Genomic DNA, 15,747 nt, shown 5'->3' with positions numbered 1-15,747 from the left:
TGAATAATCATGGAAATATCTGAAATGAACCATGAATTAACAGCGATGGCTAAGCGATTAGCGGACTTTAGGGGGTCTCTTTGACTTAGAAAACAAAGAGACTCGAATTGCTGAATTAGAAAATGACATGTCAGAGCCATCATTTTGGGAAGACCAGTCCAAAGCACAAAAGGTGATCTCTGAAAATAATGCACTGAAGTCGATGGTTGATACGTATCGTAAAATGGAAGCTGAACTTGAAGATCTAGAAGTTTCCTATGAATTAGGCAAAGAAGAGAATGACCATGAGTTATTAACAGAGCTCAATACAGGAATTATTGAATTAATTTCAAAGATTAACGATTTTGAGTTGCAATTACTCTTGAGTGGTCCTTATGATCAAAACAATGCGATTTTAGAATTACACCCTGGTGCAGGAGGGACGGAATCACAAGATTGGGCACTCATGTTGTTAAGGATGTACACTCGATGGGCGGAGTCAAAGAATTACAAAGTGGAAACAATGGATTATTTGCCGGGTGATGAAGCGGGTCTGAAAAGTGTTACTCTCTTTATCCAAGGCCACAATGCATTTGGAAATTTAAAGTCAGAAAAAGGGGTTCACCGCCTCGTACGCATTTCGCCATTTGATTCATCTGGCAGACGCCATACATCATTTGCTTCGTGTGATGTAATGCCAGAATTAGATGATACGGTAGAAATAACCGTGTCACCGGATGATTTACGGATAGATACATTTCGATCTAGTGGAGCCGGAGGACAACACGTAAATACGACGGATTCGGCAGTTCGAATGACACATTTACCGACAAACACTGTTGTAAGTTGTCAAGCTGAACGCTCACAAATTAAAAATCGTGAGCAAGCGATGAAGATGTTAAAAGCAAAATTATTTCAACAAGAAATGGATCGGCAGAAAGAGGAAGCATTAAAAATCCGAGGAGAACAATCTGAAATTGGTTGGGGAAGTCAAATTCGCTCATATGTTTTTCATCCATATAACATGGTGAAAGATCACCGGACTGATATGGAAACGGGAAATACCCAAGCAGTGATGGATGGAGAGCTTGCCCCCTTTATTGATGCTTACTTACGATCACAAATCGATTAAATATTTGTAATAAAAGTCAATAAATTATCTGTTTAATACGAAACCTAGAAACAAATTGGTTCACAAACCAGTTAGTTTCTAGGTTTTTTTATGGTGTATTTCTAAAGAATGTATCATTTAATCACCACAATATTAAATCACCTTGTTAAAGCGTTAGCTTGATGGCGTATACAGGCCAAAGAAGCGATGATATACTACAAAAGGATTAATTTAGGTAAGACATTTTTATTGAATAGATTTATCATACATAACTAATGGAAATTAAGGTGATAATAATGATGAAAAAACTGCAAAGAAAAAGGGATTTAGAGCCATTAACACCGATGCAGAGGATAATATTTGATTTTGCTCATGTCTTTCTCGGCTCAGCATTTGTTGCTGTTACGTTTAATCTATTCCTTTTACCGAATCAAATCGCTTCAGGTGGCGTTGCTGGGATTTCAACTATTGTTTATAGCATTTCACAATTTGAACCAGCGTACACACAATGGGCACTCAATATTCCATTATTCATAGCCGGGGTATTACTCCTTGGAGGAAGTATTTCTGGAAGTATTCTATATGGTTCAAAAACATTAGCAGGAACACTATTTCTTCCTTTTATTGTTTATATAACAAGAGATTTAGAGCCGGCCACGTCCGATCCACTTCTTGCAGCGATTTTTGGTGGGGTTGGAGTTGGCTTAGGTTTAGGAATTGTTTTTCGATCGCAGTCTTCCACAGGAGGTACTGATTTAGCAGCACAGATTGTTAATAAATTCACTGGACTAAGCCTAGGCGTCTGTGTGTTTATGATGGATGGCCTTGTTGTGGCATCTTCTGCTGCAGTGTTTGGGTTTGAATATGCGCTTTATGCTTTAATCAGTCTATTTACAACCGGTAAAACAATTGATTTAGTTCAAGTAGGTTTTGGTTATTCGAAAATGGTAATGGTTATTTCAGAAAATGATGAAGAAGTGAAACAAGGTCTACTAACTCAAGTAGACAGAGGAGTAACGAAGCTATCTGGTTTTGGGGGCTATACAAACCACGAAAGACCTGTTCTAATGTGTGTTGTAGGTAGGAATGAGGTCACGAAATTAAAACGAATTGTGAAGGCAATTGATCCGTCTGCATTTGTCATCGTAAGTAACGCATCAGAAGTTTTAGGTGAAGGATTCAAAAAAAAATAGTAAGATAATAATTAAGGGAGTAGAAATACTTACCAATATTATTTATTGAAATTATTATGAGGAGGTTAAATGATGAGAAAAATTCTAACTTTGATGTTGGGGGCGGGCATTCTCCTAGGAGCGTGCGGAGGAAATAATGCCACAGACAATGAAGCAGCACCGACAGACGACACAAACAATAATGTTGAAGAAACAAATAATGCTGGAAATGAAGGTACAGAGGGGACGTATGATCTCGCAAATGGTGAAGACCTTTATGGAGGGGCTGGAAGTTGTTCCTCTTGCCACGGTGGAAATCTAGAAGGATTGTCAGGGCCCGCAATTACTGGATATGATTATGAAGAAGTACTAGATGCAATTCACGAAGGACGAACAGGAATGCCAGCAGATCTTGTTGAGGGTGAGGACGCAGAAGATGTTGCCGCATGGGTTGCAGAACAATAAGAATTTAGACTTAAATTAGTAATTTTTCATGAGCTTTAAAGCATTTGCTTTAAGGTTCTTTTTTTCTTGCCAAAAAATGATAGATTTTCAAGTTGTGAATAAGTTTTGATTTTGAGTACATCGTCATAAATGGAACGAGTGGTTAAGTTATGATTTCTATCAAATTTTTATATGTCGGAATGGAGTCGCTACTGTGAAGGAATTAATTATTAATGTGTTGTAAGGATTAATATAAATGTTGGAATTGTCTGTATATATATACAAATGTGACGTTTATCTGTCAGAATCAAAAAACTTGTTACGAAAATATTCTTTGTCTAATATTTCACTTTTGTTACATTTTAGTTTAAAAAATAGGAATGATATACCAATGTGAAGTGGTGAAAAGTCATGCTATTATAGTCATAGTGTTATTTTTTTGCAATGATTTGCAATCAAATTGTAAAAAACTTTAACTTTTAATGGCGAATAATGATGATATAATGTGGTTGTGGGAATAGACTGTCAAAAAAACAATATTTGTTCTATTTTAAATAAAAGTAATTTTATAGATCTATATAACTATATCTACATTCGTCATGTCTGTAGTTTACTTCATGTGAAGACAGCATAGACAGACAACAAATGAGGAAGTGATCGGGTTGATTCAAATGCAGGATGTATGGAAAACCTATCCAAACGGTGTGATGGCTGTAAATGGAATTTCCATATATATTAAAAAGGGAGAATTTGTTTATGTGGTAGGCTCTAGTGGAGCAGGAAAATCCACCTTCATTAAAATGATGTATCGTGAAGAAAAACCTACACGTGGTGAAATTTCAATTGATGGAGATAGTTTGAGTGATATGAAAGAGAAACAAATTCCGTTTTTGCGACGTAAAATTGGAGTTGTATTTCAAGATTTCAAACTATTACCGAGTTTATCAGTTTTTGAGAATGTGGCATTTGCGATGGAAGTTATCGAAGAAAGCAAAGCAAATATTCGCAGAAGAGTCATGAATGTGTTAGATATCGTGCGGTTAAAAAATAAAGCGAGGTTTTTACCTCATGAGTTATCTGGTGGCGAACAGCAACGAGTGGCGATTGCTCGTGCAATTGTCAATAGTCCGTCTGTGCTGATAGCAGACGAGCCTACAGGAAACCTCGATCCAGATACATCTTGGGAAATTATGCACATTTTAGAAGAAATTAACGATCGAGGGACAACGATCGTAATGGCTACACACAATCGAGATATTGTAGATAGTATGCGTAAGCGTCTGATTGCAATTGAAGGTGGACGTATCTCCCGAGACGAAGTAAGGGGGACTTACAAATATGAGAGCTAGAACGTTTGGTAGACATATCAAAGAAGGTGGAAAAAACATTGTCAGAAATGGATGGATGACATTTGCGTCTGTCAGTGCTGTAACTGTTACATTGTTGGTCGTTGGAGCGTTTCTTTTGATGATTATGAATGTAAATCATTTTGCGAACTCACTGGAAGAAGATGTTGAGATTCGAGTATTTGTTGAGTTAAATGCAACAGAATCAGACCAAGATGAATTAAGAGATGATTTAAATGAAGTTTCTGAAATAGGCTCGTTAGATTTTGTGCCAAAAGACGAAGGATTAGAAGCTTTTATTGATAGTTTAGGTGAACAAGGAGACTATTTTGAAGGACTTCGTGATGAAAACCCATTGAATGATACTTTCGTCGTTCGTGCCGAAGATCCTCAACAAACAGAGAATATTGCAGTAGAGATCGAAGACATGGACCATGTAGAGGGTGTTGAGTATGGGAGAGATATTTTTGAACAACTTTTCTCAGCAACTGATTTTATCCGTGTGGTAGGAGTTGTACTAGTACTTGGTTTATTGTTCACGGCAGTCTTTCTAATTGCCAATACAATTAAACTTACAATTCTTGCAAGAAAAACAGAGATTCAAATTATGAAACTTGTGGGTGCAACAAATGCCTTTATTCGTTGGCCATTCTTTATTGAGGGCCTCTTGTTAGGGACATTTGGCGCTATCATACCAGTCAGTGTGTTAACCTTTGGATATCATCGATTCTATGAAACGATGGGAGAAAATACAGGATTAGAATTTTTTGATTTTTTACCTACTTTTCCATTGGTTATTCAAACAGCAATATTACTTTTAAGTATTGGAGCAATTGTCGGCGTATGGGGAAGCCTCATGAGTGTTAGGAAGTTCTTAAGAGTTTAAGAGCTTCCTAAGATTTTCCCGTTTATTTCCTAGGGAATAAACATATAAAAAAGGAGGTTAGTTAATGGCTAAAATATATATGAAGGTCTTTTTTGCGTCGTTCTTATTGTTCACTATATTGAATGGATTTATTACTACTCCTTCTACTTCTGCGAATGAAGGCGAAGAAATCGAAGAGAAAATTAATTCTTTCCGCGAAGAACAACAAGAAAAGGAAATAGAAGCGGATAGAACTGAGGAAGAGCTAGAAGAAATTGAAGAAGAACTCAACGTAGCCGAAAGCGAAATTAGGCAGTTAGATGAGGCTATGGCTGACACAAATCAGCAAATTGATGCGAAACAAACGGAACTTGATGAAACAACGGAACGTGTTGAAAAATTACGTGAAGATATTATAGAACTCGAAGAACGAATTGCTGAACGAGATGAATTATTAAAAGAACGAGTCAAATCTATGTACCAAAGTGGCGGTAATGTTAATTACATAGAAGTTATTTTAGGTTCACAAAGTTTTGGTGATCTAATTGAACGAGTGTCAGCTCTACATTCCATTGCTAAGAGTGATCGAAGTATTTTGGAACAACATGTTGAAGATATGGAAGCTTTGGAAATAGCGAAACAGTCGCTAGAAAATGAGCTTGCTAGTCTTGAAGAGCAAATGGCAGAGTTAGAGAATTTGCGTACACAATTAGAAGGTCAAGTTGAGGAAAAAAATGATCTAATGGAAGAACTGCAAGGAAAAGGTTATATTCTTGAAGGAAATTTAATGTCGCTTGAAGAGGAACAATCCTTATTAAAAGCGCAAGAAGAAGCCGCAGAAAAAGAACTAGCTGAGTGGGAAGAGGAACAACGAAGAATCGAAGAAGAACGACGTAAAAAAGAAGAAGAAGAACGTCGCCAGCGTGAAGAAGAAGAAAGAAAACAAAGAGAACAAGAGCAAAGGCAGCAAGAGCAAGAGCAGCAGCAACAGCAGCAACAACAACAAGAACAAAGAGAACAAGAACAAGCTAGCCAATCAAGTCCTTCACCTAGCACGAGTTCGGGTGAATCAGCGCAAACTTCAAGTGGAGGTTCAGCAATATTCCACCGACCTTCTGACGGTAGGGTAACGTCAAGTTTTAATCCTAGTCGAGTGCATCCAGTACGAGGAACAGTTAGTCCTCACAATGGCACTGACTTCGGCGGACGTAATGGTCGAAACATCTATGCTGCTGAAGCAGGAACAGTGATTTCTGCAGGATGGATGGGTGGATATGGGAATACGATATTGATCTCACACGTTGTTGATGGAAAATCGATAACAACGCTTTATGCCCATTTATCTTCTTTTAATGTATCCGCTGGTAATCGCGTTAGTCGTGGAGAAAATATTGCAACGATGGGGACTACAGGTGTTTCAACTGGAATACACTTACATTTCGAAGTTCATCCTGGAGGATATTCAGGAGGATCTTCAGCTGTAAATCCTTCGTCTTACTTGCCATAATCATTGTCAATCGCTAAATTTTTTAATAATTAGAATGAAGAAGAGAGTCCTACAGTATACTAACTGGACCTCTTCTTTTTTTATGACGTAAATAACAGACCAACAGTAATTTTACATAAAATTGAACAACGCACTCTGGACAGGTTTAATTTAGTATCCATGTTTTTCTAAGTAGCTTGAATTGTTTCAAATATTTCTATTTGTCTGTTATGATAGAACAAATGATAAACGAATTTGAATAGTTGTTAGGCAAGCAAGTATTTAATGTATTGATAAAGAGATAGAATGAGGTGGAAGCATGAAAAAAAATAAAATTCTCGTCCCTCTAGTAGTCTTTTTATCCCTGCTGCTAGGGGCTGGAGGAATGTACGTTACCATGGCTGCTATGGATGATAATGATCCGACAATGGTGTTAGAGGAAGAGGAAATTGAACAGCTGATTGAGGGTAATAGCGATGAAGTGGAAGAAGCTTCCACTGAAATAGAAACAGATGAAGAGTGGATAGGAAAAGTTGAACAGGCTTTCGAAACAATATCTGAACGATATGTAAATGAAGTGGATGAAGCAAAATTAATAGAAGGTGCGATTTCAGGGATGCTTGAGTCACTGGATGATCCATATTCGGTTTATATGGATCAAAGCACTGCAGAAGAATTTATGGAGTCACTTGGCTCATCGTTTGAAGGAATTGGAGCCCAAGTTATGATGAAAGATAACAAAGTAACGATTGAAGCACCGCTTCGAGATTCTCCTGCAGAAGAAGCAGGGTTAAGACCTAACGATCAAATTATTGGAATTGATGGAGATAATATCGATGGATTATCACTAAATGAAGCGGTATTAGAGATTCGTGGCGAAAAAGGAACAACGGTAACATTAACAATCGAGCGTCCAGGTATGAATGATTCAATTGATATAGATGTAGTTAGAGACGAAATACCAATCGAGTCCGTTCATAGTGAAGTCGTTGAAAAAAATGGAAAAAATATTGGCATCCTAGATATTCTCTCGTTCTCAGAGGACACAGGGGAGAGATTTGAAGAAGAATTGATTGAATTGGAGAATCAAGGCATTGATGGATTGGTCATTGATGTTCGTGGAAATCCAGGTGGCTACTTGAATGTTGTGGAAGATATTGGAGACTTAATTATCCCAGGAGGAGAACCTGTCGTACAAATTGAACACCGAGATGGCGAACGATTGAGACACATTTCTAACTTAGAAGACGAGAAAGAATATCAAATTGTCACGTTAATTGATGAAGGTAGTGCCTCAGCTTCAGAAATTCTTGCAGCAGCGCTGAAAGAAGCTGGAGGATATGATGTAGTTGGAAAAAGTTCATTTGGGAAAGGTACCGTTCAACAAACGATTGAGATGGAGGACGGAAGTCAGATTAAACTAACACTATACAGATGGCTGACATCGGATGGAAATGATATTAACGAGGAAGGTGTTCAGCCGACGGTAGAAGTCGATCAACCAGACTTTTTCTTTGCAACCCCACTTGATTTTGATGAGTCTATTACTTTCGATACTTCAAGTGACCACGTAAAAAGTGCGCAAATGATGCTAGAAGCGATCGGGGAAGAGCCAGGTCGAACCGACGGATATTTTGATCGTCAAACAGAAGATGCGGTTTCTTCATTCCAAGAAAATCAAGGGATAGAAGTTACTGGAGAAATAAACGAAGAAACAGGAGATCGTTTACAAGAATTATTAATTGAAGTAATTCAAGACCGTGATTCAGATCTTCAATTCCAAAAAGCGATTGAATTGTTGACAGCTGAATAAGAGAATGAGTAGTTGACGATGATAGGTATTTCCCTGCATCGTCAACTTTTTTTGAAAAAATTGTAATACGAACTTTCAGCTGTTTCCTAAAACATAATGATCACGAATTAGTTAATCGTTTCGTTTAATAGCTACCTAGTCATGGCAAGGTGTGTTTTATCGATTTTCATCTTTTGAAGAATATCTTCTAAAAACTAAAAAAATCACTTTTCTTTTCTAATAATTCATTTACAATGAAAGAAAGAGGTATCATATTGAACGTGGTTGTTATAACAGAGGAGAAATATATCAAGATAATTTATTTTCTAAAAAGTGTATGGGATATAGGGATTAAAATAACGAGTAATATTAATAGAAACTGTTTATAAATCGTAAGATGACGTTAGTTAAATTTCCTACGATTGGTTTTCTTGGTATTTTATGTCCTCTAACAAATTAAAATATTATGAATAATGGGTTGAGGAGGAATTTGCTTGGATATGATTGGATTGGAAATACTTAAATCATTAGGAAGGTTCTTTTTACACCCTCTTACATATGTATTTTTATTAGCCGCTTTTTGGCTAGGTTTTCAGAGGGTGAAGCGAGAAAGGAAAGACTTTCATACTCGCGTATTTGATGTAATACAACAAGTTACATCACCTTTATTCATCGCTTTAATAGTTGCTGGAATCGTTTCGGTATTTACGATATTTTTGGGGATAGAGTTACCTTTAGGGATGCTTGTGTTACTAATGGCGGTTTGGTTACTATTATTGCCACTTCGACATGCTCGTTGGATGAGTGTAACTGTAATTGGTTCACTGGCAATGATCATTGCCCCTTTTTTACCACAAGGTGGGACGGATTGGCCATTACTGAATCAGTGGTTACTAGGTCTTAACCAAATGGACCTTATTAATATTGCTTGGCTATTAACTATTTTATTTGTTGCAGAGTCATTTTTAATACTAGCTGATGGATGGAAACAACCATCACCTGCGATCGTTAAAAGTAAGCGAGGTAAATTGGTTGGCGAACATATTACCTCAAGACTTTGGTACCTTCCAATTTTCCTGATATTCCCCGTTGGAAGCTTAAGTGGAACCGATTGGTGGCCGCTTTTTGATTTATCAATTGGAGGAACATTTGGAATAGCTCTCGTTCCGTTTATGTTAGGGTTCCAAGCCAAAATAAAAAGTGAGTATGCGATTGACGGTGTAAAAAAGATTGGCAAGCGATTATTATTAGTCAATTTAATCGTGATCGTTTTGGCTGTAGGTGCTTATTTTTATCCAGTACTTCTCTTATTAATACCAGCTGTCATTTTAATTGGAAGAGAACTTATTTACTTTACCTATAAGGCGGAAGATAAGAATAAAATAAGTCTTTTTACTCGTCAAGAAGTGGGTATGAAAATTCTTGGAGTTCTCCCTCATTCGACTGCAGATAGAATGGGGCTTGAAGTTGGTGAGATTATTGTGAAGGCAAATGGCTTTGAAGTGAGTTCACAACGAGTATTTTACGAAGCGCTTCAGCATAACTCTGCGTATTGCAAGCTTGAAGTACTTGATCATAATAATGAGATGCGTTTTGCATCATCATCGATTTTTCAAGGAGATCATTATCAGATTGGCTGTTTATTCGTTCCTGATGATGAAATGGGTAACCTTTCTTATCGAGGACTACGCTCTTCTGTGGTTATTCATCAAGACAGAACGAGCACAGAAAAAAGTAATCAAACTTCAGATGAGGCACCTTTCCTAGATTTGAAACCAGAATCAGAAAGAAATTCTCAATCTGAATCTTTAGATTTACCGGAGTCAATTGATGTTGTAGAAAGAAACGATGATCCTGAATCGTCCGAGGAAAGCCAAAAAGAGCTAGCAGTAGCTGAAGAAAAAGATAGAGTAGAGGAAGAAGAAAATAATGAAGGAACTGTAGACTCTAATTTTGTAGAAATTGAAAAGGCAACAGGAGATCCAGAGATGGAAAACGAATTAGACGCTGATGAAAGTAACGAGGAAGTTGAGGACAATTTAGACAAGCGTGCTTACGATTCTGGTGCGCCCTATGGTCAAGCCTCCGGACTTTCAAACTTTTATGATGAATTCAGGCAAACTAAAACAAATAGAAACAAATGGTCTCCTACATTAGATAGTAAAGAGAAAAACCAAGACGAACCAGACGATAAATAATAATATGATGCTTTTGAACACTTGCATGAATTTCGCAAGTGTTCTTTTGTATCTACTCCTCTAAAAATAACTTCGGAATCAGTAAGCATCGTTTTGCTTTGATGGGGACGATCAGAGTTGGAACAACTGCTCCTGATTTTTAGGGTAATCATCTATATATTTAGTTTAAGAAAAATAGAATATATGTTCGTGTATATCAAAAGTTGTGATATAATGATAAACAAATGTCAAGAATGGGTATAGAGCAAAGGAAGTGCAGTTAATTTGCTTTTCTTAATCGGAACAGATACGATTTTTGCATACTTCTTTTAGCAGATTGTAAAAAATGATAAATTACTCACAAAAGAAGAAGATACTACCGAGTGTAGCGAAGTTATAAATTATTTTGGTTATAGAAGTAAAACAACAATTAACGTACAAGATGATTTAAAAGGAGGAAGAGGACGTGCTTGAGAAGCAACCGATTGAATTTGACCTTCATTCAAAATATCAACCAGCTGGAGACCAACCAAATGCAATAAAAGAACTAGTGAGCAGGGTCAATAGAGGGGATAAATTTCAAACACTCTTGGGAGCAACAGGAACTGGGAAAACATTTACGATCTCAAATGTTATAACAGAAGTGAAAAAACCGACGTTAGTGATTGCTCACAATAAAACGTTAGCTGGACAACTTTACAGTGAGTTCAAAGAGTTTTTTCCGAATAATCGTGTTGAGTATTTTGTCAGTTACTATGATTATTATCAACCTGAAGCATATATTCCCCAATCCGATACTTATATTGAAAAAGATGCAAGTATCAATGATGAAATTGATAAACTTCGTCACTCGGCAACTAGTGCTTTGTTTGAGCGAGACGACGTAATTATAGTTTCTAGTGTATCGTGTATTTATGGTCTAGGTTCGCCTGATGAATACCGTGACCTTGTCGTTTCGTTGCGTAAGGGAATGGAACGTGATCGTAATGGGCTTCTTCGTCAATTGGTTGATGTTCAGTATGAACGAAATGATATTAATTTTACGCGCGGAACATTTCGTGTCAGAGGAGATGTCGTCGAAATATTCCCAGCTTCTCGTGATGAACATTGTTTGAGGGTTGAATTTTTTGGCGACGAAATTGATCGAATAACGGAAGTAGATGCTCTAACGGGCGAAGTGTTAGGAGAACGTGACCACGTCGCGATTTTTCCGGCATCTCACTTTGTTACTCGTGAAGATAAACTCGAAAAAGCGATAATAAACATAGAAAAAGAATTGGAAGAGACTTTGAAAGACATGAACGACAGAGGGAAACTTTTAGAAGCGCAGCGATTAGAACAACGAACACGATATGATATCGAAATGATGCAAGAAATGGGCTATTGTTCAGGGATTGAAAACTATTCTAGGCATATCACCTTCCGAGAACCTGGAGCAACGCCTTACACATTGATAGACTTTTTTCCAAAAGACTTTTTGCTTGTTGTCGATGAGTCTCATGTAACGTTGCCACAAGTAAGAGGCATGTATAACGGAGACCAAGCGAGAAAAGGGATGCTCGTCGAACATGGATTTCGTCTACCATCGGCAAAAGATAATCGCCCATTGAGATTTGAAGAATTTGAGAAGCACATTTCACAGTCTATCTTTGTATCGGCTACTCCAGGTCCGTATGAGTTGGAGCATTGTCCCGATATGATTGAGCAAATCATTCGACCAACTGGCCTTTTAGATCCAACTATCGATGTTCGACCAATTAAAGGCCAAATTGACGATATGATTGAGGAAATTAGAATACGCCAAGAACGAAATGAAAGAGTACTCGTAACGACGTTAACGAAAAAAATGTCTGAAGATTTGACTGACTATTTAAAAGAAGTCGGAATTAAGGTGAAATATCTTCACTCTGATATTAAAACGTTGGAACGGATTCAAATTATTCGTGAACTTAGACAAGGCCATTTTGATGTACTAGTCGGTATTAACTTACTTAGGGAAGGGCTAGATCTACCGGAAGTTTCTCTTGTTACTATACTAGATGCAGATAAAGAAGGATTCCTTCGTGCTGAACGACCATTAATCCAAACGATGGGACGCGCCGCTCGTAATTCGAATGGGCATGTAATTATGTATGCTGATCGAATGACAAATTCAATGAACGTAGCGATTGAAGAAACGACCCGTCGTCGCGTGATTCAAAAAGCGTATAACGAAAAACATGGTATCACACCAACGACGATTGTGAAGGCAATTCCAAGTTTGATTCAAGCAACGTATGCTTCAGAGGAAGTGGAATCATACGAAGCGTTCACGAAAGCACCATCGGAAAAATTGAGCAAGAAAGATCGTGAAAAAGTCATTGAACGAATGGAAAAAGAAATGAAAGATGCGGCAAAAAATCTTGATTTCGAGCGTGCAGCCGAATTGCGGGATGTTATTTTAGAATTGAAAGCGGAAGGGTGAACTAACGAATGGCTTTAGATAATATAGTTGTAAAGGGTGCACGTTCTCATAACTTAAAAAATATAGACGTGACGATCCCCAGAAATAAATTGGTTGTAATGACTGGACTTTCAGGATCTGGAAAATCTTCGATTGCGTTTGATACGATTTATGCAGAAGGCCAGAGACGATATGTTGAATCACTTTCAGCATATGCTAGGCAGTTCTTAGGACAAATGGACAAGCCGGATGTAGATGCAATTGAAGGACTTTCACCAGCAATTTCGATTGACCAGAAAACGACAAGTAAAAATCCACGATCTACCGTTGGTACTGTAACTGAAATTTATGACTATCTTCGCCTTCTTTATGCGCGAGTTGGCCGACCGGTTTGTCCAAATCATGGTATTGAAATTAGTTCGCAAACAGTTCAACAGATGGTTGATAGGTTAGTTGAATTTCCAGTAAAAACAAAGATGCAAATCCTAGCTCCTCTTGTTTCAGGTCGAAAAGGAACGCATTCCAAAACGCTAGAAGATATCAAAAAGCAAGGATATGTTCGTGTTCGGGTGGACGGAGAAATGCGGGAGGCGTCGGAAGAGATCTTGTTGGAAAAAAATAAAAAACACGACATTGAAGTCATTATTGACCGAATAGTGATTAAAGAAGGAATTGAAACACGCTTGGCTGATTCAATGGAAACTGCTTTGAACCTAGCCGATGGTCGAGTGATGGTGGATGTGATTGACGGCGAAGATTTACTGTTCAGTCAAAAGCACGCGTGTCCTCACTGTGGGTTTTCAATTGGCGAGTTAGAACCACGTATGTTTTCGTTTAACAGTCCGTTTGGAGCATGTTCTTCTTGTGATGGATTAGGTCACAAGCTAGAAGTTGACTTGGATCTGGTTATCCCAGACCCATCTCTTTCATTAAACGAGAATGCGATCGCTCCTTGGAAACCGACGAGTTCACAATATTACCCGTCCTTGTTAGCTAGCGTGTGTGATCACTTTGGCATTGAAATGGATATTCCACTGGAAAAATTGCCAAAGCACCAGGTGGAAATAATCTTGAACGGTAGTGGAAATGAACAAGTTTACTTTAAATATGAAAATGAGTTTGGTCGAGTTCGTGAGAAAGAAATCTATTTCGAAGGCGTTTTGAAAAACGTTTCACGACGATATCATGAAACTAGTTCAGACTATATTCGCGAACAAATGGAAGGGTATATGGCACAGAAACCTTGTCCAACGTGTAAAGGGAATCGTTTAACGCAGGAAGCACTATCTGTTAAAGTAGCTACTCTTCACATTGGTGTTATTACGGATCTGTCGATTAAGGAAGCGAAAACATTTTTTGAAGAGTTAACATTGACTGATAAAGAAATGACGATCGCCCGGATGATTTTACGTGAAATTGACGAACGGCTTGGTTTCCTAATGAATGTAGGCTTAGAATATTTAACGTTATCTAGAGCTGCTGGGACGCTGTCTGGTGGTGAAGCCCAACGAATAAGGTTGGCTACTCAGATTGGTTCTTCTCTTATGGGTGTTCTCTATATTTTAGACGAACCCTCAATTGGATTACATCAACGTGATAACCATCGATTGATTCAAACTTTGGAGCGGATGCGTGACCTAGGTAATACGCTCATCGTTGTCGAACACGATGAAGATACGATGTTGGCGGCTGATCATTTGATTGATGTCGGTCCAGGTGCCGGTGTGCATGGTGGTGAAATATGCTCTACAGGTACGCCTGAAGAAGTGAAGAATGATCCGGACTCTTTGACAGGGCAATACTTGTCTGGAAAAAAATTCATCCCACTTCCTGCAGAGCGACGTAAACCTGATGGACGAAAGCTGACGATTCGCGGTGCAGAAGAGAACAACTTACAAAAAACGAATGTCGATATTCCACTTGGTGTATTATTAGCAGTTACCGGTGTTTCGGGATCGGGAAAAAGCACATTGATTAACGATATCTTATTCAAATCATTGGCACAAAAACTAACGGTTTCTAAAGCAAAACCAGGGAAAGTGAAGAGCGTTGGAGGCATGGAACAACTTGAAAAAGTTGTTGATATAGATCAGTCACCAATTGGTCGAACCCCACGGTCTAATCCAGCGACATATACTGGTGTATTTGATAATATTCGTGACGTTTTTGCAATGACTAACGAAGCGAAAGTTCGGGGCTATAAAAAAGGCCGATTTAGTTTCAACGTCAAAGGTGGACGTTGTGAAGCTTGCCGTGGAGATGGAATTATTAAAATTGAAATGCACTTTCTTCCAGATGTGTACGTTCCTTGTGAAGAATGCGATGGAAAGAGATACAACCGTGAAACGATGGAAGTGAAGTATAAAGGAAAGAGTATTTCTGATGTATTGGCGATGACGATCGAAGAATCACTCACTTTCTTTGAGAATATTCCAAGAATCAAGCGGAAAGTCGAAACGCTGTATGATGTCGGCCTCGGGTATATGAAATTAGGACAACCAGCGACTACCCTCTCTGGTGGAGAGGCGCAACGCGTGAAACTAGCTTCTCAGCTACACCGGCGCTTGACAGGTAAGACGATTTATATTCTCGATGAACCGACAACAGGACTGCACGTTCATGACATTGATCGATTGTTGAAAGTGCTGCAGCGACTCGTCGAAAATGGTGATACAGTTCTAGTCATAGAGCACAACCTTGATGTAATTAAAACAATGGATTACGTCATCGATCTCGGACCAGAAGGTGGTGACAAAGGCGGTCGTCTCGTTGCCAAAGGAACTCCAGAACAAGTCGCTAAAGTTAAAGAATCATACACTGGACAGTATCTGAAACCGATCTTGGAACGAGAACGATTGCGAATGAAGGAACGGATGAAACAAAAGGAAAAAGCAGGTACAGCATCAGGTTAATATGGGAAGTGAAGGCGGAC

Annotated in this window: 10 protein-coding genes; all 10 read left to right on the top strand. The window is 38.3% G+C overall.

Annotated elements, in window-relative coordinates:
* The first annotated feature begins 9 nt into the window (after positions 1-9).
* The 10 genes from prfB (at position 10) to uvrA (ending at position 15,727) form a co-directional block, all read left to right on the top strand.
* Positions 10-1,111, top strand: a protein-coding gene (gene prfB / locus ACM26V_RS13310) for a peptide chain release factor 2 (RefSeq protein WP_416147195.1) whose coding sequence is annotated in 2 segments (ribosomal slippage) — positions 10-81 and positions 83-1,111 — 1,101 coding nt in all. Because the reading frame shifts where the segments join, the coding sequence is not laid out codon by codon here.
* Positions 1,112-1,386: 275 nt separating this feature from the next.
* Positions 1,387-2,283 carry a YitT family protein gene (locus ACM26V_RS13305; RefSeq protein WP_416147194.1) on the top strand — a complete coding sequence of 299 codons (897 nt, stop codon included), beginning with the start codon at positions 1,387-1,389 and terminating at the stop codon, positions 2,281-2,283.
* A 69-nt stretch (positions 2,284-2,352) separates the two neighbouring features.
* The gene (locus ACM26V_RS13300; RefSeq protein WP_416147193.1) at positions 2,353-2,727 is read left to right on the top strand and encodes a c-type cytochrome; all 375 of its coding nucleotides are present in this window, start codon (positions 2,353-2,355) and stop codon (positions 2,725-2,727) included.
* A 641-nt stretch (positions 2,728-3,368) separates the two neighbouring features.
* Positions 3,369-4,055 (top strand): cell division ATP-binding protein FtsE, encoded by a 687-nt coding sequence (ftsE, locus tag ACM26V_RS13295; RefSeq protein ID WP_416147191.1) that lies wholly within the window; start codon positions 3,369-3,371, stop codon positions 4,053-4,055.
* Positions 4,045-4,938, top strand: a complete 894-nt coding sequence (ftsX, locus tag ACM26V_RS13290; protein WP_416147190.1) for a permease-like cell division protein FtsX — start codon at positions 4,045-4,047, stop codon at positions 4,936-4,938. The genes ftsE and ftsX overlap by 11 nt, the downstream gene beginning before the upstream one ends.
* Positions 4,939-5,002: 64 nt before the next feature.
* Complete coding sequence (locus tag ACM26V_RS13285) at positions 5,003-6,424, top strand: murein hydrolase activator EnvC family protein (protein ID WP_416147189.1); 1,422 nt, start codon at positions 5,003-5,005, stop codon at positions 6,422-6,424.
* Between the two features lie 298 nt (positions 6,425-6,722).
* Positions 6,723-8,216, top strand: a complete 1,494-nt coding sequence (locus ACM26V_RS13280) for a S41 family peptidase (protein ID WP_416147188.1) — start codon at positions 6,723-6,725, stop codon at positions 8,214-8,216.
* Between the two features lie 473 nt (positions 8,217-8,689).
* On the top strand, positions 8,690-10,393 hold the full coding sequence (locus ACM26V_RS13275; RefSeq protein WP_416147186.1) for a hypothetical protein: 1,704 nt from the start codon (positions 8,690-8,692) through the stop codon (positions 10,391-10,393).
* A 445-nt stretch (positions 10,394-10,838) separates the two neighbouring features.
* The gene (gene uvrB, locus ACM26V_RS13270) at positions 10,839-12,836 is read left to right on the top strand and encodes an excinuclease ABC subunit UvrB (protein WP_416147185.1); all 1,998 of its coding nucleotides are present in this window, start codon (positions 10,839-10,841) and stop codon (positions 12,834-12,836) included.
* 8 nt (positions 12,837-12,844) lie between these two features.
* The gene (uvrA, locus tag ACM26V_RS13265) at positions 12,845-15,727 is read left to right on the top strand and encodes an excinuclease ABC subunit UvrA (protein ID WP_416147184.1); all 2,883 of its coding nucleotides are present in this window, start codon (positions 12,845-12,847) and stop codon (positions 15,725-15,727) included.
* The last annotated feature ends 20 nt before the right edge of the window (positions 15,728-15,747 follow it).

It is taken from the genome of Salipaludibacillus sp. HK11 (genome assembly GCF_047795645.1).
GTDB lineage: Bacteria > Bacillota > Bacilli > Bacillales > Salisediminibacteriaceae > Salipaludibacillus.
This window is presented reverse-complemented; position numbering and strand designations above follow the sequence as displayed.